The sequence below is a fragment of the Phyllobacterium sp. CCNWLW109 genome (genome assembly GCF_037203905.1).
Taxonomy (GTDB): domain Bacteria; phylum Pseudomonadota; class Alphaproteobacteria; order Rhizobiales; family Rhizobiaceae; genus Phyllobacterium; species Phyllobacterium ifriqiyense.
In genome coordinates this window covers 804,104-821,625 of the sequence record NZ_JBBCBK010000001.1, presented here as the reverse complement: position 1 = coordinate 821,625, position 17,522 = coordinate 804,104, and the positions used below count along the sequence as shown (strand labels likewise).

Sequence of the window (17,522 nt, the reverse complement as noted above, 5' to 3'; positions counted from 1 at the left end):
GCCAACGGGACAAAATGGCAGATCGCAAGAAATACGTGGTTGGAATAACCGACCACATGATCGGCATGCCCGATCTTGAAGCGGAAGTGCTTGGCGATGATGTCGAGATAGACTTTTTCGCCAGCACAGATGAGACGGCATTCGCTCCTGATCGCCTAAAAAGACTCGACGCGCTCATGGTTTGGGGTGCCCGGATCGGACCAAAAACCATAGTTCATCTGTCCAGCTGTAAGGGCGTGGTACGCTATGGCGTCGGCTATGAGAAGATCGACCTTGCCACTCTGTCCGGCGCTGGCATTCCATTTGCCAACAATCCAGACTATGGCACAGAAGAAGTGGCCGATCATGCACTGGCGATGATTTTATCGCTGCACCGCCGGCTTTGGCAACATGATGCTCTCGCTCGCGGATATAGGTCTGGATGGCAGATTCATAGCCTGAAGCCACTTTCCCGTTCGAACCAGTCAACGGTCGGTGTCGTCGGCGTGGGCAGGATCGGCACGGCAGTGATCAACCGCTTAAAACCCTTCGGCTTTCGGATTCTCGGCTATGATCCTATCCAGCCGCCAGGGCATGAAAAAGCAATAGGCTATGAGCGCACAGAAGAATTAAACGAGCTTCTTGCCCGATCGGATATTGTCACTTTGCATTGTCCAGCAAACAAAGAGACGCGCGGCATGATGAACGCCGATGGACTGGCGAAGCTGAAGCCCGGAGCTATTATCGTCAATACTGCGCGCGGTGAGCTGATCGAAGATCTTGATGCGCTTGAGGCTGCTCTGCGGAGCGGGCACCTCGCCGCCGCCGGAATCGATACGCTGGTCAAGGAGCCCCCCGGCGACCATCCGTTGCTGGCCGCATGGCGTAATCGCGAGGACTGGCTTGCGGGACGGCTGGTGATCACCCCGCACAATGCCTTTTATTCCGATCATGCAGCCGCTGAGATGCGCCGCAATGCAGCCAGAACGGTTAGAATACTCCTCGATGAGGGCAAACTTCGAAATCAGGTAGCAGACAAATCATGAGCAGCCATTCCGAATTTCTCTGGTACATTCCAAACGACATCAAAGCTGGTCACCGCGGCGACGCCGCTGGCGAAAATCACAATAGTCTGGACACACTCACGACACAGGCGAAAGCTCTGGAAGAGCATGGCTGGAAAGGGGCGCTGATCGGCACTGGTTGGGGCCGCCCCGATACTTTTACCATCGCGACCGCGCTTGTCGCCCGCACGACTTCCTTTGAACCACTGATTGCGGTTCGGCCTGGCTACTGGAAACCTGCAAATTTCGCCTCCGCTGCAGCCACGCTCGATCACTTGAGCGGTGGGCGCCTACGCGTCAATGTCGTTTCCGGACCAGATCAGCTTGCTGCCTATGGCGATCAGGAAGGTAATCAGGTGCAGCGTTATGCCCGAACCAAAGAATTCATGCGGCTGATCCGCAGACTGTGGACAGAAGAAGACGTCACCTTCAGTGGCGAGCATTTCCAGGTCGCAAATTCAACTGTTGCGCCGCGGCTCGTGCCGGTCGGTGATCGCCTTCACCCCAAGCTCTATTTTGGAGGCGCTTCAGAGGCGGCTGAACGCGTCGCGGCAACCGAAGCCGATGTGCAACTTTTCTGGGGTGAACCATTGGATGGCGTACGGCAACGGATCGAGCGCCTGAAGGCCCTGAGTAAAACCCTTGATCGCGACTTACAGCCATTGGAATTCGGACTGAGGATCACGACCCTTGTCCGTGATACAACTGAACAGGCTTGGGCGGACGCCGAAGCGAAGGTCGCTAAAATGGCTGAAGGAGCCGCAGGAAGCTGGCAGGATCACAGACATGGGGTTGCTGTCGGCCAACAACGCCTTCTGGATCTGGCAAGGCAAGGTGATGTGCTGGATGACAATCTCTATACAGCGCCAGGAAAATTTGGTGGCGGTGGTGCGGGAACTACATGGCTGGTTGGATCAGCCGCGGATGTTGCGCGCTCACTGCGCAGGTATGAAGAGCTTGGCATCACTCACTTCGTGCTTTCAGACACGCCTTATCTCACGGAAATACAACGACAGGGGAGTCAGCTACTGCCTCTTCTTCTACCGTAAAAACTTTCCAGAAGCAGAACTATGCTTTCGGACCACGGCTGCGCGCGCAATAGACCTTCCGTGTTCGCTAAGCAGAGCTCTCAAGGGACTTGATACAATGCGTCGAAGGAACATCCCGTGCCTTCAACGCAAAGGGTATTGGGTTTAAATTTTTCGTTCAGCTATTAGGCAGTCCGGGAGGATTTGTTGCCGCTTTATCGATGGCTTCTGAACCGAGATTCCAGCGATCAAGAACTTGTTTATATTTGCCGTTCGCAATCAAGTCATTTAGCGCCTGTGTGATACCTTCAGCTGCCCCGCTTCCTTTGCGCGTTGTTACGGCAACTTCAGCGGTAATTGGCCAGCCTCCGCTTACAGTACCCACAAGTTTGGTTTTTCCATTGACCTTGGCCTTATAAGCCTGAGTTGCATTCACGCTGAATACAGCATCAGCCCGTCCCGATTCAATGGCGAGATATTTTACCGCCTCGTCATCGTAATACTGAACCTCGATAGGCTTCAACCCGTTATCGACATTCTGCTTATCCCAAGCCAACAGGATTTTCTCCTGATTGGTGCCCGGATCGGTTATAATTTTTAGACCGGCAATGTCCTTCGGCTCCTTGATCGAAGTGATTAATCCGGATGATTTTACGTAAAACCCGAGTTCATCCTTGCGATAGGTGGAGAAATCAAACTTCTCCTTGCGCTGTTCCGTCACCGTCACATTGGAAATGACTGCATCGAACTTTCCAGATTGAAGACCAAGCGGCCAATCGGCCCAAGCGACGGGAACAAGCACGAGCTGGCGTCCAAGACTGTCGGCAACCAGTTGTGCGAGGTCAACGTCATATCCGACAACAGTCTTTGCATCAGTTGCATAGGTGCTGAGCGGAGGATTGCCCGGCGCAAGACCGATCGTTAGCTTTCCATCATCAATAAATTTGAAACTCTTCGATATTGCCTCAATGGCAGGGGCGCTTTTTTCGGCTCGCACCCGGTCCTTTTGTTCCGGACTAAGATCGAACCCGCCATCGGCTGCGTGCCCGGCTCCTGCAAGTACAGTGAGAAATATGCCTGCAAACGCAGCTGAAAAACCCGTTTTCCGTATCATGCCTGACTCCTTTGTACGTGCGTTGAATAATGATCGTTGTTGGATATCTTTTTCCAGCCGAGCTCCGGAGCAATGCGTGTTACGAAGTCGGAGAGAATTTGCTCATATTCATGCGTCTTGAATTCGTAGGGTAGTTCAAGGCGCAGTTCTTGAACGCCCGCGAGCACGGGGTCTTTGAAAAGCTGTTCCAAGATCTGGTCTGAAGTTCCGACCAGATCTCGAGGGAAAAGCGTTCGCCGTTCGCCTTGCGGCTTCAGAGTTCTCTGATGACGGCCAGCGGCATAAACCCTGTACTTCTCTCTTGTTTTGGTTTCGGCACTGTCGGTAGGGACGATGACGCGACCCACAGAGATCCGTTGCTTGCCGGGACGTATCGCGCTGATTTTAAAAGTGTCCAGCTGGCGTGACTGAGCCTCGAAAAAGTTATCCGTGCCCTCCCCTGCCACCACATTGCTTAGCATGAGATTGAACCCGTTCTCGCCTGCCCAACCACTGGAGCGCAGCGACCCGCCGCCGTACCAGAGCCGGTCGATCAATCCCTTTGCATAGGGTTGGAGCCGCGGGCGCTGACGCCCGAACGGCGTCGCAATATATGTATCTGCTGGACCGAGAAATTCACCCCGAAGATGATTTGCAAAGCGTTTTACTCGCTCGTGGGACAGGTCGTAATCTTTCCAGTCACCATCAAATACCAAGGGAGCAAGCAGATCGGCATGGGCCGGTGCGCCAGCGCTTACGCCGATATTGAGGCGTCCGCGCGAAAGAACATCGACGGTCGAAAGGTCTTCCGCCAACCGGTATGGGCTTTCATATCCAATCTGGATGACGGCCGTTCCTATCTGAATCCGCTGTGTTCGCTGGCTTGCAGCTGCAAGAAATACGCCTGCAGAGGAAATCCCGTGTTCAAGATGGCGCTGGCGTACCCATGCACTGTCGAAACCCAGGCCTTCACCGGATGCAAGAAGCTTGAGCGTGTTCTCCAAACCCGGATAGGGATTGTTATCGTCATAATTTCCGGGCGTAAGAAAACCGATATGATTTATTGTGATATTGGACATGACGTGCTCCCGGCTGCGGTTCAGATTTTCGGCAAGCCTGGGGGATTGGTACGCGATCGTTCAAGCGCTTCAGGCGTCAATTGCCAGCGCTTCAGCAGCTGCGCATATTTTCCGTTATCAATCAGTTCATTGATAGCCGCGGTCAGGCTTTCAGCTATCCCACTTCCCTTGCGTGTCGTGATGGCGACATCCGCAACCAGTGGCCATCCTGCGTTCACCGTACCGACGAGCTTGATCTTCCCCTCACTCGCTGCACGATAAGCCTGTGTTGCATTGGGATTGAATTCTACATCGGCACGGCCAGACTGAATGGCAAGCGCACTGACAGCTTCGTCATCGTAATATTGCAATTGCGACGGTTTCAGTCCTTTGGCGAGGTTTTGCTTGTCCCACTCGAGAAGGATTTTCTCCTGGATTGTGCCGGAACTTGTAATGATTCTAAGGCCCGCAATATCTTTCGGTTCTTTGATGGACGTTATGGAACTATCGGACTTGACATAGAATCCATGCAGGCCCTGCCGATAGGTTGAAAAATCGAACTTCTCCTTGCGCTGTTCAGTTACGCCCACATTCGAGATTACAGCGTCGAACTTGCCTGACTGCAGGCCAAGTGGCCAATCGGCCCACGCAACGGGAACGAGCTCTAATTTTTTGCCAAGCGTGTCCGAAACCAGAAGCGCAAGATCAGGGTCATAGCCGACGACAGTCTTCGCATCAGTTGCGTAGGTAGCAAGCGGTGGATTATCCACCGCAATGCCCACGGTGAAGGTGCCGTCCTCAACGAATTTAAAGCTTGCGGGTATCGCCGCAACGACCTTTTCACTCTTCTCGCCTCGTAATCGCCCTGGTTGTTCAGGACTGAGATCGAGTGCCCTTGCATTGGTCGACAATCCGATTGCCACGATAAGAGCGGGCAAAAGGAGGCGTGGCAGAAGGTTGGAGTACTGCTTCATATCGAAATCCCTGATTATAAAACTTTTGCAAGAAATTCGGCTGTCCGCGGGTTTGCGGGCCGATTGAGCACCTGATCAGGTGCTCCGGATTCGACGATTTTCCCGGCATCCATGAAAATCACTGTGTCTGCAACTTCACGAGCAAAACCGATCTCATGGGTAACAATGACCAAAGTCGTTCCTGAGAGCGCCAGTTCCTTGATCACATCAAGAACCTCGCCAACAAGTTCAGGATCGAGCGCTGATGTGGGCTCGTCGAACAGCAGCACTTTAGGGCGTAGGGCAAGTGCCCGCGCAATGGCCACACGCTGCTGCTGGCCCCCAGACAACTGCCTTGGATATGCATTGATCTTGTCGCTGAGACCAACACGGACAAGCAACTCGCGCGCGAGGTTGATCGCTTCGGGTCGGCTCAGGCGATTGAGGGATACCGGCGCTTCGATGATGTTTTCAAGGACGGTGAGGTGCGGAAAGAGATTGAAGCTCTGGAACACCATGCCGATATCGGCGCGGCGCTTGAGAATTTCCTTCTCCTTTAGCTCATAAAGTGTCCGGCCACTTTTGCGATAACCGACAAGTTCATCGTCCACGGTGATGAAGCCGTCATCCACACGCTCAAGGTGGTTGATCGTGCGTAGGAGCGTGGACTTGCCAGAGCCGGAAGGCCCTAGAATGGCGGTTACGCTTCCAGCCTTGATGTCCAACCGGACATTGTCCAGCACTTTCAACAGTCCGAAACTTTTGGACACACCATGTATCCTGATCGCTCCGGGCGCTCGCCACTGGGTAAACGATGATTTCGATGTACCAGCCTTCGGGACGGAAGTGCCGCTGAAAACTGCCGGGAACGAAGGGCGTGCGAGGATTGGCGCACCGAAAAGTCGGCGGAGCAGCGGTCCGAACAAAGGTGCAGGTGCGTTACGCAACGCGCCTTTGGAGAAATGACGCTCGATGTAATACTGCGCGATTGAGAGAACCGTCATGATGATCAGGTACCAGACAGTCGCAACCATCAGCAGCGGTACAACCTCTAGGTTACGGCGGTATATTACCTGTACGGTATAAAACAGTTCCGGCAGCGCGAGAACGTAGACCATGGACGTTCCTTTCGCCAAGCCGATGATCTCGTTGAAACCCGTAGGCAGAATTGTACGCATCGCCTGCGGAAGCACGATGCGGAAAGCTTGCCGTCGACGCGAGAGCCCGAGGGCAGCAGCGGCTTCCAATTGTCCCTGATCGACAGAAAGGATACCCCCACGGATGATCTCCGACGAGAACGCCGCCTGATTGAGACTGAGCCCTATGAGGGCCGCGGCAAATGGACTTAAGATTGAGACCATTGGATATTGGGCAAAGCTGATATCCGTGTAAGGGACACCAATTCTTACGGTTTCGTAGAGGTAACCGAGATTATTGAGGATCAGCAGCAGCACGATGAGAGGGATGGACCGCAACAACCAGATATATGCCCAGGAAAGACCGGATAGCAGGGGCGATTTTGATACACGCGCTAACGCCAGTGCAGTACCAAGAGCAAAGCCGAGAACAGATGCCAAACCAGTGAGCAGCAATGTTCTCACTAAACCCGCAAGCACTGGTTCCGCAAAGAACCATTCGGCAAAGACATCCCACCCCCATTTCGAGTTGGTCAGTATTGATTGCAGCATCGCGATAATCACGAATGCTGCAAAAAGTGTTCCAAAGAAACGGGTCGGATATTTCGCCTTTACAATTTTATAGTGATTGTAATCTTCGCCAGAGCTTGGAGTTAATTTCAAGGAATTAGCGCTAGAATAGTCTGTCGCGATCGCCATATGGTTGCGTTCCTCTTAAAACCACTTTTGCCGAGAATCCAACACGATAAGAATATTTCGATCGGATTATTTTTTACTCGACTGATTTAGTAGTTTTTAGAGATTATAGTCAAAGATGGATGCTGCGTATGAGGTGGATAATGGGAAGCTTTGTTGCAAAGTTTGTCGTTTCTTGAGTATGAAATCCCATTATCGCGGTAAGCGCGGGATGAGCTCCAAATCCCGCTCTCAGGCAGCTTGTGTTGTGGTTTTGGAAAGCTTGTCGACGATTGGCAACCCGCCAATCCCCAGATGACTGATGTCTTTCTCGAAAGCCAAGTGACCGTAGATTTCGGGATCGACATCAACATCAAATAGCGCCGTGTAGCCGGATCTCAGATAGAGCTGAGTGGCCTCTGGTTGTCGAAACCCGGTGGTAAGATAAATGCGCGAATAACCTTGACGTGATGCCTGCGCCTCAAGTTCATAAACGACTTTTCGGGCCAAGCCCTGCTTGCGCAGATCGGCATGAGTCCAGATGCGCTTTAACTCGGCGGTACGTTCGTCATAGCGCTTGAAGGCACCCCCGCCAATGGTTTTGCCATCGCGCAGGAGCAAGAGAAATGCACCATCCGGTTGTGCGAAATATGATGCTGGATAGCGGCTGAGTTCGTTGCGGGCGGGCTCGCCGAAATAGTTTCCATACCGGCCTTCATATTCCTCAATAAGGGCTTCGATAAGTGGCTGTGAACGCTCGTCGTCTGGGGTGGTGTAAACAAACACGTCAGTCATGGCTGGCGCCTTTCGCAGTTCAAGTTGGCTTCTTGCTGAGGTAGTCTTCAGTCAGCTTGACCCAGTAGCGGGCAGCCGGAAGGATGATGTCGTCATTGAAGTTGTAGTGGGAGCTATGGAGTGGCGCACTGTCGCCGTTACCGATAAAAAGATAGCTACCGGGCCGCGCTTCAAGCATGAACGCAAAATCTTCGCTTGCCGATATCGGGCGGAAATTGCTTTCGATCCGGTCCACGCCGAAATGGTTGATTGCTGTCTGGCGCGCAAATTCCGTCTCGGCGGGGTGATTGACAAGAACCGGATAGCCGCGGGGGTAATCTACTTCGGCGGAGGCGCCATAGCTTTCGGCCTGTGACCGAGCCAATACCGTAATACGTTTCTTGATGTGCTCTCGCACGTCGGCTCGGAAAGTCCGTACGGTCAGCTCGAGCTCGACGCTATCCGGGATGACGTTTGGCGCTATGCCAGCATGAATGGTCCCAACTGTGACAACAGCAGCATCCAGCGGATCAATGTTGCGCGAAACGATGCTCTGCAGCGCAAGAATAAATGACGCACTAGCCACGACTGGATCTATCGTTTCCTGCGGTCGTGCTCCATGACCGCCTTTGCCAACGATACGGACTTTGACCAGATCGACGGAGGCCATGGCAGGTCCAGTGAGAAAGCCAAATTGGCCTATAGGGATTCCAGGCCAATTGTGCAGGCCGAAGACAGCATCACACGGGAACCTTTCAAAGAGCCCTTCCTTGATCATACGGCGAGCACCTGCACCACCCTCTTCCGCTGGTTGAAAAATAAGATTCAATGTGCCTGAAAAATTGCGTGTTTCCGCAAGATAACGAGCGCTATGAAGAAGAATGGTCGTGTGACCATCATGGCCGCAAGCATGCATTTTTCTCTTGAAGGAGCTGGCATAGGGAAGGCCTGTTGCTTCCTCTATCGGCAATGCATCCATATCAGCGCGTATGCCTAAAGTTTTCGGTCCATTGCCATTTTGCAACTTTCCCACAACGCCAGTACCACCAATGCCGGTTGTGACGTCGTAGCCCCACGCACGAAGTTTACCCGCGACAAGTTCGCTAGTGCGATGCTCCTCATAGGCCAGTTCGGGATGACGATGGAGGTCATGGCGCAGCTCGATTGCTTCACCAAGCGCGTGCTCCAATGCCTCCTGAACGCTATCGGGAGCCGAAGCCATTTAGACAGATTCCTTCACAGCTGGACTTGTCGTTACGGCAACAGTTTGTTTGGCGTAACGACTTCGACGGAACGGCAAACCGAGATGGTCACGCAAGGTACTGCCCACCAGGCTTGAACGATGATAGCCTCGAGCTTCCAGGATCGGCAGAACTTCGCGAGCAAAATCATCAAGCCCGGTGGCAAGAATCTGGAAACCCAGAATGAAACCGTCGGCGGCACCATTCTCTATCCAGCGGATCAGTTCGTCCGCCACTTTTTCTGGTGTTCCCGTGAAACCGTTGCGCGGAGTGGTAACTTCGAGAGCAACCTCGCGCAGGGTTTGAGCTTTTGCCTTGGCGTCACGCTTTATCCGGTCCGTGGTCGAGCGGAAATTATTCTTGCCAATATCGCCAAGTTCGGGAAACGGTTCATCAAGGGAATAGACGCTGAAATCATGATGATCGAAGAAGCGACCCAGATAGGCGAGCGCCTCATCTATCGTAACTAGATCTCGAATTTCCCGATATTTGGCTTCGGCCTCTTCTTCTGTCGATCCAACGATCGGCGCAATACCCGGGAAAATGAGGATTTCATCGGGGTTGCGGCCACTGGCGACAGCGCTTTCCTTCAACTGTCGGTAAAGAACCTGCGCGTCTTCAATAGGCACAAGATTTGTGAAAACACCGTCCGCATGCTTTCCAGCCAGCTTGATGCCATCGTCAGAGGCGCCCGCCTGAAAGACGACCGGCTGCCCCTGCTTTGAACGTCCAATATTCAAAGGTCCTTCCGAGTTGAAGAAGCGGCCATGATGATCCAGCTTGTGCAACTTGGTGCGATCGAAAAACTGCCCGGTTGTTCGATCGCGCGTAAAGGCATCATCGTCCCATGAATCCCAAAGCCCCTTTACGACATCAAGATGCTCTTCGGCTATTTCGTAGCGCAGCGCATGATCGGGGTGATCTCGCCCATAATTCTTGCCGGATCCCTCAAGCGGAGATGTCACCGCGTTCCAACCCGCACGGCCATTGCTGATCTTGTCAATCGAGCCGAACTGCCGAGCTACTGTAAATGGATCGCTATAGGACGTCGATAATGTTCCAACGAGTCCGAGCTTTGTCGTAGTGGCTGCCAGCGCTGACAGGATGGCAATGGGTTCGAAACGATTGAGAAAATGCGGGATGGATTTTTCGTTGATGTAAAGTCCATCCGCGATGAACGCAAAGGCAATACCCACACTTTCCGCCTTGCGTGCCTGTTCGAGATAGAACGGAAAATTCACGCTTGCATCCGGCGGCGAACTTGGATGTTTCCAGGAATTCATATGGCCACCCGGACCTTGCAGCATGATGCCGAAATGGATTGGCTTCTTACTCATTGCAACTCTCCAGGATCACGCAGCAAGCGCATATTGTGCTTGAGCCAAAATTTTTATTGACGAAAGGCGCTTGGCGGCATCGCGTATGGGCGTGTCTATGATAAATTCGCCGATACCGAAGCGTTCGTGCAGGCGATCGAGCTCTCCAAGCACCTTATGCGCAGAGCCGCGAATGACATTTGGCGTTTTCTTCTCGATGCGATAATTGCTCACGCCAGCTTGTCGTGCATATTCCTCAGCTTGTTCGACACTTCCGACAGTTACGCTTTGGCCACCGTCCACATGCACCTTAAAGTGCTTGATATCACCTACAAGCCGTTCCGCTTCTCTATCGGTTTCAGCGGCAACAACACCAATGGCCAGCAGCGGTTTTTGCCCCCGCGCCTTTTCCACATAAGTATCCAAAGTCCGCTTCAACACTTCTTCGTCGCCGTTCAAATGGCTGGCGAAGACGAAGTCCCAGCCTTGTTTGGCCGCCAGCGCAGCACTGTCGGGGCTTGCTCCCAGCAGAAACCGTTCAGCTGCATGTGCCGGGATAGGCGTTGCTCTGACGCTTGCCAAAGGATCGTTTTCCGGCAAACCTTCCTTGAGGAACGCACTCAATTGTTCAAGTTGCGCCGCAAAATCCTGCTTTTCTGTGCGTGGGTTCAAACCTTGTAAAGCTCGGGTCGAAAACGGAAGACCTCCCGGGGCTTTTCCGACTCCAAGATCAATGCGGCCCGGCGCAAGATTCGCCAACACATTGAAATTCTCGGCAATCTTGTATGGGCTGTAATGCTGCAGCATGACACCACCCGAACCAATACGAATCCGGGACGTGTGTGCAGCAATGAAAGCGATTAGTATTTCAGGCGATGAACTGGCGACGTCCGGTGTATCATGATGCTCGGCGACCCAAAAACGACGAAAGCCCCACTCTTCTGCCTGCCGGGCCAAAGCGACAGTCCTTTTCAGAGCAGCACTGGATGGCTCACCGTTAAAAACCGGACTTTTATCGAGTAAACTGAGTGCATAGCCCATTTTGAGAAAGTGCCTCCATTGCAAAAAGACGACCTTCGACACACGGAAGACCATCTAGTTTCAGAGCCACCCAGATTTTCCCTTAACTGTTGAACCGTCAAAGAACGGCTTGCTAAAAATTCGGCGAACTACAGAAATAACTGTCAGTGTTCCATCTCTGTGGAAAATGACAGGCATTGATGTGCTCGCGGTGTGTGTTTTAACGAGGATGCTTGCTGATTGATAATGAGCGGCATGATCTGACCTTGAGTTACAAACCGCCCGCCCTTGGACACGGCGCTTCATTTATGCGGACAAGACAATCAATCGCAGTATTAAGCTAAATATTAGGTACTAACTACCCGTGCACAAATATATTGATCCCATAACAAGTTACTTGACACTGATTTTTACGAAGAGTTTACTAAAATTCCAAACAATATCATAATATATGATACCGCAGCTTTAATTTATACTTGTGTCCGGCTCAACAGAGTCCGAAAAGGTGTACCGTGTCAAACAGCAACATATCCTTGCTTGAAAGTACTGCTCCACATGAAAACCGGGCTTTCATCGACCGACATCCCGTGGTGGATCAGTGCCGATCCGTATGGCAAGAATTTAACCTGCGCATCCCTCAAATAGCATTCTATCCTGACACGGTCATTCCACATTCCCGCTACTTTCGCGAAGTATTTTCCGTCGTCGATAATAATGACATTGATGCAGTTTTACTTACGAACGAAAGACAATCATTCGGTCTGGAAAGATTTCGAAGCGCAAGAGATCTGTTTCTTGTTCCGGTGGTGAACATTTCCGGCAAACCAAGCGTAGTTGCTGACGTGGATTTTAGCCTGAAGGATCCCAAATCATGGGTTGAGACTGCAAGCTGCATTAGAAAATTTCGCGACCGCCGCGCGCGCTTATCAAGCAGATTTCTGTCGCCCACCGCACCCGCCGTAAGAATGATGGCTTATTTGTTCGTTTCCGGAGAAGATCTAACCCCGGTCAGACAGCCCAATTCGCCGTACTATTACGCATATAAGGGTTTTTCTAATACAGCTTCTGCAACCATGGTCGCGGAGGCACTCGCCAACAAAGGATGGCTTGAGCGCAGTTTTTTCGAGAGATACTATAAATGCGCCGGTTGCCAATCCCACCGATTGACTGTCAGGGAAGAATGCCCTGCCTGTCGATCGCCACAACTAGCAGAAGCAGATCTGATCCACCACTATAGCTGCGCCCAACTAAGTCCTGAGGCAGAATTCCGCCGCGGAACGGCGCTTATATGTCCCAAATGTAGCAAGCAATTACGCCACTATGGCAAGGATTATGACAAGCCGGGACAGATTCAGGTGTGCGCCCGGTGCAAGAACACGACTTCCGAGCCCGTCATTGGTTTTCTGTGCCAGGATTGCGGGATGCATGTCACCGGCGATGCGGTCAGCGTAGCGGATGTATTTTCCTATTCTTTGTCCAACCAATCCACTGCCCTGCTTTCCAACGATGGCGAAGACATCAATCGATTTCCGATTGCTCAACTTCGTTATCTTCCGGAAGAGCTGCAAAAGAAGATTGCGCAGCTTTCTTCCTTAACCGGCGCAGCATCGGATTTCACGCTGGCTGAGGTTCACTACGATTGCCGTGACCATGTGCTCAAAACACGAGGTGAAAGCGACTTCATTGCGATGCGGAAACTACTTGCAGATAATCTTCAAGGCATTCTTGGCGAAGTGGGATCTGTATATTCGTCTCGTGAGCGGGAGTATGTCCTCTTTTTCGGATGCGACGAATCCGGTTTTACAGCCTATTTGAAAGAGGCGCTTGACCATGCCGAGTCTGTTCTTTCCGATAAACTGAACCCCACCCTGCTCGTTTTGTGGGGCACACGCGAAAAAGCACTGTCGTGACCGACCTTGAAATCGGCGTGTCATTTCTCCTGGCCCAAACTGGCTCGAGTTTGGTTACCGTCTTCTGGTACACGCTCATATTCGACGTTCCCCGATATGTCGTGCCCTTTGCAATAGCTGCCATGAGCTTGCGGCATCAGGAGAGTGATAACAGAGACAGGTCTCTATCCCGATCGACCAGCGTCAGCGTCGTCCTTATTGGCCACAACGAAGCTGACTCAATCGGCGCCTGCGTCAATTCCTTGATGGAGCAGTCATTTCTTGATTTCGACATCATTATAGTCAGCGACGGTTCAACAGACGGAATGAACAAAGTCGCCAGTAAAATGGTTCAAAAGGGTTTGGGATCTTGTATTCTTTCTACCGGAATTCGCGGGGGTAAAGCAAGCGGGACCAATTTGGCATGCTCCATAGCCCATGGGGACATTATTATTAACATCGATTGCGATTGTTCATTTGACCGTTTTGCAATTGAGCGCCTGTTGGAGCCGTTTGCCGACGAACGGATCGGAGCAGCGTGCGGAGACATTGCGCCACGTAACGGCGGTGTCAGTCTTGTTTCACAGTTTCAGGAAATAGAATATCTGGAGTCAATTTCGGTTGGAAAGCGGTTCAGCGCAGCAATTGGTCAAATAACCTGCGCATCCGGCGCTTTCAGCGCTTTTCGCAGAACAGCTCTTGATGAAATCGGCGGCCTAGACGTTGGCGGCGGCGAAGATCTCGATGTCACGCTGCGGCTCCGTCGGGCTGGATGGCACATCGGATATGTGCCAAATGCCGTGTGCTATACAGATGTGCCGGCAACTTTTTACGCCTACATCAGGCAGCGGCTGCGTTGGGAGCGTGACGCAGTATGGATCCGGTTTAGAAAGCACCGTCGGCTGCTTAATCCGTTTGACCGCAAGTTCAAATGGGCCGAAGCGTTTCATCAATGGGATTTTCTGGTATTCGGCGTGGCTGGCACGGTCATTTTCCCGATCTATTTATCGTGGCTGGCAATCAACTTCGGTGCACTTGCCATTCCGATTCTCGTCGCGATGCAAATCGCCTTGCTTGTTCTGGACGCCTTCATGCTTGCTCTGGCGTGCTGGACAACGGGGCGCGCAAGCTTCTGGCGCAATCTTCTGTTCCTTCCTGGTTACTCCATCTTCATGTCCTACGGCATGCGTTCGGTGCGCTTGCTGGCTTATATCGATGAGTGGTTTTTTCGAGGTTCACATCGCGATAACTACACGCCGGAAAAAGTGCGCCATGAGCGTGCGTGGTAAGGTGACACAATGAAGTACATTCGCAAACGCCCGCGCATTGACAACCTCGATCGGCAACAACGAAAGGGATCCGGCCGCCTGAGCAGATTTGTCTATCTCTTGATGTTGGCAGCACTGGTGCTAACGCTCGCGAACTACCTTGTCGGCGGCATGTTTATCTTGTCGGCCGACGGCATCGTACTGGCAGAGCGCTACATTGTATCTGCCAGCTATCCTGCCACAGTGGACAAGGTGTTGGTGAGTGAGGGCGATAGTGTGACGCAGGGAACCCCTCTTCTTCAGCTCACCTCATTCGACATGGTGAAAGAGATCGCAGAGCTCTCGGTACGCACAAGTGAACTCGCAGTGCGAGAGGGAGAACTTCGAGGGAAGGCAGCCAAGAACAAATCACTATTGCCCCTGGCAGAGCGGTCAGCACATGAAAGCAACGACGCAATCTTGCGGCTCGATCGGGTATCGACGCGAGGACTTGTGCTTGCAAATCGAAGGGATGAAGCCTTGACGGCCAACTACAACGCCGCAGAACGCTATGCTCAACTTCAAGCGGAGTTACAGGTCACTGCAAACGAACTCCAAGTGGTTGGAGAGTCACGACAGGTTGCGTCCAACGCAGTTCACAAGATGAAAACAATCTATGGAGACGGCAAGGTAACGGCAGCAGTTTCGGGTGTAGTGGGCTCAAAAGTTCCTGTTCCGGGCCAGGTCGTTCGTCTGGGCGATGAAATGCTGCAAATCAATGGCGGGAAGGCTTACCTGTTTGCTTACTTGCCAGATGAGTATCTCTTTCCTGTCACCAAGGGCATGAGGCTTCAGGTAAGTGGCGGCAGCGAGCGGTCGATAGGAACTGTTGAAAAAGTATTGCCGATTGCCGATGCTCTGCCTGCTGAGTTTCAAAATTTATTGCGCCCACGCGATCGATCCCGGCTGATCCGGATTGCGCTACCTGAAAACCATCCCTTTGCGGTCACCCAGAAGGTCGTCATCAAAGGATGCATGTTCGGTTGGTGTTGGGTTCGCTAATTGCAGATATGCATAAGCCCATTTGTTTCTCGAACAATGAGACAATCCACGCCGAAGACAGCAACATGAATGTTATCATTCAGACGAAGCTGTCCAACAAAGCGGTTTGGTTGCCATTCACAAACAGAATGGGCGCTATAAAACAAATTTGCTCTAGCGGACTTCCTTAACGTAGATGTCGGCTTCAATCGCCGCCTCTACAAAGATAAGTCTCGCTGCTTCCACCGAAGCAATCCCCGTTTGGGCTTCGTAGCATAGGACACGGGCCTCCATATAAAGAGAGGCTTTCTTCTTCGGCCACCCGGACAGTAAAAACGATGCAGCATCACGTATGGATGCAATCGTCTCATTTCTGCCAAAGTGATTACTTTCCACAATTACCGGCTGAAAGGTAAGATTTGTCATTATGCCCCTGCCAATGCTATGCGCGCTATCGTCGAACGACGCGGCTCATGATTTTTATTTAATAATTAATTAATATCTTGGTCCCCGTGACTCCGGCGTGACATTGTCAAATGCGCACTTGCGTTGACGGAACTGGCAATTCTCAAATCAAGCTGCTTTCCAAAATTGCAGCGTCTTCCCGACGATCGCTTCTGGTGCATCCTCCTGCACCAGGTGCTTTGCATTCGGCACTGGCGTTAATGATACATTCATGCGGCGCGCCAGCTCATGTCCGTCGGCAATCGGAATCCATTCATCTTCCTCGCCCCATATTATTATTGCCGGACAGCGCATTTCTGCGAAGCGCCATTCTATTTCCTCGCTGTATTTATCATCCATCTGGGCGACCTGCCGCCAGAATGCTTTCTGGCCATTGTCCCCAAGCCATGGCGCCAGATAGAGCTGCATCTCGTCCTCACGCAAAGTATTGACGACAGCGGTGCCGATATAGGCTCGCAGCATTGCTTCGTGCAGATATGCTGGCAGTCCGGCAAATATCTGCTCATGCGCCTTGGCAGCCTGCACCAGGGGCGAGCCCTGAGGGCTTATCGCAACTGGATCGATCAGAACGAGCGATCGATAGTTTAATCCATTCAATAGCTGCGCGCGCAAGGCCGTCGAGCCACCGAAGTCATGGGCAACGATATCGGGTAAATCAATGCCCCAATGATGAACAAGAGCGGCAAACAACTCATTTTGCACGCCGCGTGATACGTCGGCATCAGGTTTGTCGGAATGGCCGTAGCCGAGCATGTCGAAGTAAAATATACGCCGTTCATTGGCGAGCCATGGTACGATGCGACGCCACACAACCGAAGAAAACGGTGTGCCGTGAAGGACTACCGCTGGAGGACCGTTTCCGAGCACACCCCAAGCAATGGAATGTCCATAAAAGTTAAATCGTTCTGGTAATCGCCAATCACTGACAGACATTTTCTAATCCCGTATTCGGACTGCGTTTTCATAAACGTAGCGGGCAACAGCAAGTTCCGTGTATAGTCCGTTCCGGTGTCTAATGAGCCCTCGCGCATAGATGTAAAAGCAAGAATTTGCATAAAATTGACACGATAGTTCGAGCGGAACATTAAATCCTGTTGATTAGAGTAGGCTCCAGAATAAGAACATTGGAGGCTACCTAATGATATTTTCCATGACTCGCCAGAATACTCTAAAATGGGTAGTGGCAACAGCAATCGGGCTGACAGTTTCTGTTCTCAGCCTAAATGCACAAGCCGGAGAAATCCGCAAACCAAAAGAAGAAACCCGGACAGTTTATCTCGTCAAATATCGGGTTAACAACGAAGTACGTTATGCGAAGAAGCCTATTGGCAAAATCATAAAGGTATCTGCTTCGCGATATATAAACAGCAATCCGTATGTGTGTACACCAAGCGGCTTTGGACAAAAGTCGCGTTGCTACAATCCAGGTGTTTTCAAGCGACCAGACGCATAAGCGGACTTTGCAACAGGGCAGTCGCGCCTAGAGCCTTTCTTGTTTAAATAGAAGCAACAAAGGCTCTAAGCATGCGCGCAGCAAGATATT

Annotated in this window: 16 protein-coding genes; 6 read left to right on the top strand and 10 right to left on the bottom strand. The window is 52.0% G+C overall.

Going from position 1 to position 17,522, the window contains the following annotated elements:
- The first annotated feature begins 14 nt into the window (after window positions 1-14).
- Together V9K92_RS04045 and V9K92_RS04040 are read left to right on the top strand one after the other, a co-directional pair.
- Complete coding sequence (locus V9K92_RS04045) at window positions 15-1,025, top strand: C-terminal binding protein (protein WP_337353337.1); 1,011 nt, start codon at window positions 15-17, stop codon at window positions 1,023-1,025.
- A complete protein-coding gene (locus V9K92_RS04040) occupies window positions 1,022-2,092 on the top strand; it encodes an LLM class flavin-dependent oxidoreductase (protein ID WP_337353336.1) in 1,071 nt (356 codons plus the stop codon). The genes V9K92_RS04045 and V9K92_RS04040 overlap by 4 nt, the downstream gene beginning before the upstream one ends.
- A 157-nt stretch (window positions 2,093-2,249) precedes the next feature.
- Here the strand turns inward: V9K92_RS04040 and V9K92_RS04035 are convergent, their stop codons facing one another.
- The 8 genes from V9K92_RS04035 to V9K92_RS04000 all read right to left on the bottom strand — a co-directional run bounded on the left by V9K92_RS04035 (window position 2,250) and on the right by V9K92_RS04000 (window position 11,358).
- Window positions 2,250-3,185: a transporter substrate-binding domain-containing protein gene (locus tag V9K92_RS04035; RefSeq protein WP_115054886.1), complete on the bottom strand. Its 936-nt coding sequence runs from the start codon at window positions 3,183-3,185 to the stop codon at window positions 2,250-2,252.
- The gene (locus V9K92_RS04030) at window positions 3,182-4,243 is read right to left on the bottom strand and encodes an LLM class flavin-dependent oxidoreductase (protein WP_337353335.1); all 1,062 of its coding nucleotides are present in this window, start codon (window positions 4,241-4,243) and stop codon (window positions 3,182-3,184) included. The genes V9K92_RS04035 and V9K92_RS04030 overlap by 4 nt, the downstream gene beginning before the upstream one ends.
- A 20-nt stretch (window positions 4,244-4,263) precedes the next feature.
- Window positions 4,264-5,196 carry an ABC transporter substrate-binding protein gene (locus tag V9K92_RS04025; protein ID WP_337353334.1) on the bottom strand — a complete coding sequence of 311 codons (933 nt, stop codon included), beginning with the start codon at window positions 5,194-5,196 and terminating at the stop codon, window positions 4,264-4,266.
- Window positions 5,197-5,210: 14 nt separating this feature from the next.
- Window positions 5,211-7,010: an amino acid ABC transporter permease/ATP-binding protein gene (locus V9K92_RS04020; RefSeq protein ID WP_337353333.1), complete on the bottom strand. Its 1,800-nt coding sequence runs from the start codon at window positions 7,008-7,010 to the stop codon at window positions 5,211-5,213.
- A gap of 228 nt (window positions 7,011-7,238) precedes the next feature.
- Complete coding sequence (locus tag V9K92_RS04015) at window positions 7,239-7,781, bottom strand: GNAT family N-acetyltransferase (protein ID WP_115054882.1); 543 nt, start codon at window positions 7,779-7,781, stop codon at window positions 7,239-7,241.
- 19 nt (window positions 7,782-7,800) lie between these two features.
- Window positions 7,801-8,982, bottom strand: a complete 1,182-nt coding sequence (locus tag V9K92_RS04010) for a M20 aminoacylase family protein (RefSeq protein ID WP_337353332.1) — start codon at window positions 8,980-8,982, stop codon at window positions 7,801-7,803.
- Entirely contained in the window at window positions 8,983-10,338 is a 1,356-nt protein-coding gene (locus tag V9K92_RS04005) for an LLM class flavin-dependent oxidoreductase (protein WP_337353331.1), read from the bottom strand.
- A 15-nt stretch (window positions 10,339-10,353) separates the two neighbouring features.
- Complete coding sequence (locus V9K92_RS04000; protein WP_336441373.1) at window positions 10,354-11,358, bottom strand: LLM class flavin-dependent oxidoreductase; 1,005 nt, start codon at window positions 11,356-11,358, stop codon at window positions 10,354-10,356.
- Window positions 11,359-11,870: 512 nt separating this feature from the next.
- Here V9K92_RS04000 and V9K92_RS03995 point away from each other — a divergent pair.
- Genes V9K92_RS03995 through V9K92_RS03985 form a run of 3 tightly spaced genes read left to right on the top strand, consistent with a single transcriptional unit; the run spans window position 11,871 to window position 15,535 of the window.
- A complete protein-coding gene (locus V9K92_RS03995) occupies window positions 11,871-13,247 on the top strand; it encodes a hypothetical protein (RefSeq protein WP_337353330.1) in 1,377 nt (458 codons plus the stop codon).
- A complete protein-coding gene (locus tag V9K92_RS03990) occupies window positions 13,244-14,515 on the top strand; it encodes a glycosyltransferase (RefSeq protein ID WP_337353329.1) in 1,272 nt (423 codons plus the stop codon). The genes V9K92_RS03995 and V9K92_RS03990 overlap by 4 nt, the downstream gene beginning before the upstream one ends.
- Before the next feature lie 9 nt (window positions 14,516-14,524).
- The gene (locus V9K92_RS03985; protein ID WP_337353328.1) at window positions 14,525-15,535 is read left to right on the top strand and encodes an HlyD family secretion protein; all 1,011 of its coding nucleotides are present in this window, start codon (window positions 14,525-14,527) and stop codon (window positions 15,533-15,535) included.
- 153 nt (window positions 15,536-15,688) lie between these two features.
- Here the strand turns inward: V9K92_RS03985 and V9K92_RS03980 are convergent, their stop codons facing one another.
- Complete coding sequence (locus V9K92_RS03980; protein ID WP_115054876.1) at window positions 15,689-15,940, bottom strand: DUF982 domain-containing protein; 252 nt, start codon at window positions 15,938-15,940, stop codon at window positions 15,689-15,691.
- A gap of 147 nt (window positions 15,941-16,087) precedes the next feature.
- Window positions 16,088-16,912 (bottom strand): alpha/beta fold hydrolase, encoded by an 825-nt coding sequence (locus tag V9K92_RS03975; protein WP_337353327.1) that lies wholly within the window; start codon window positions 16,910-16,912, stop codon window positions 16,088-16,090.
- A gap of 205 nt (window positions 16,913-17,117) precedes the next feature.
- Here V9K92_RS03975 and V9K92_RS03970 point away from each other — a divergent pair, with 205 nt between their 5' ends.
- Window positions 17,118-17,432: a hypothetical protein gene (locus V9K92_RS03970; RefSeq protein ID WP_337353326.1), complete on the top strand. Its 315-nt coding sequence runs from the start codon at window positions 17,118-17,120 to the stop codon at window positions 17,430-17,432.
- Window positions 17,433-17,522 lie beyond the last annotated feature (90 nt).

Bases quoted from the DNA above. Each gene is read 5' to 3' on its own strand.
- V9K92_RS04045 (WP_337353337.1), top strand. From the start codon at position 15: ATGGCAGATCGCAAGAAATACGTGGTTGGAATAACCGACCACATGATC.
- V9K92_RS04040 (WP_337353336.1), top strand. From the start codon at position 1,022: ATGAGCAGCCATTCCGAATTTCTCTGGTACATTCCAAACGACATCAAA.
- V9K92_RS04035 (WP_115054886.1), bottom strand. From the start codon at position 3,185: ATGATACGGAAAACGGGTTTTTCAGCTGCGTTTGCAGGCATATTTCTC.
- V9K92_RS04030 (WP_337353335.1), bottom strand. From the start codon at position 4,243: ATGTCCAATATCACAATAAATCATATCGGTTTTCTTACGCCCGGAAAT.
- V9K92_RS04025 (WP_337353334.1), bottom strand. From the start codon at position 5,196: ATGAAGCAGTACTCCAACCTTCTGCCACGCCTCCTTTTGCCCGCTCTT.
- V9K92_RS04020 (WP_337353333.1), bottom strand. From the start codon at position 7,010: ATGGCGATCGCGACAGACTATTCTAGCGCTAATTCCTTGAAATTAACT.
- V9K92_RS04015 (WP_115054882.1), bottom strand. From the start codon at position 7,781: ATGACTGACGTGTTTGTTTACACCACCCCAGACGACGAGCGTTCACAG.
- V9K92_RS04010 (WP_337353332.1), bottom strand. From the start codon at position 8,982: ATGGCTTCGGCTCCCGATAGCGTTCAGGAGGCATTGGAGCACGCGCTT.
- V9K92_RS04005 (WP_337353331.1), bottom strand. From the start codon at position 10,338: ATGAGTAAGAAGCCAATCCATTTCGGCATCATGCTGCAAGGTCCGGGT.
- V9K92_RS04000 (WP_336441373.1), bottom strand. From the start codon at position 11,358: ATGGGCTATGCACTCAGTTTACTCGATAAAAGTCCGGTTTTTAACGGT.
- V9K92_RS03985 (WP_337353328.1), top strand. From the start codon at position 14,525: ATGAAGTACATTCGCAAACGCCCGCGCATTGACAACCTCGATCGGCAA.
- V9K92_RS03980 (WP_115054876.1), bottom strand. From the start codon at position 15,940: ATGACAAATCTTACCTTTCAGCCGGTAATTGTGGAAAGTAATCACTTT.
- V9K92_RS03975 (WP_337353327.1), bottom strand. From the start codon at position 16,912: ATGTCTGTCAGTGATTGGCGATTACCAGAACGATTTAACTTTTATGGA.
- V9K92_RS03970 (WP_337353326.1), top strand. From the start codon at position 17,118: ATGATATTTTCCATGACTCGCCAGAATACTCTAAAATGGGTAGTGGCA.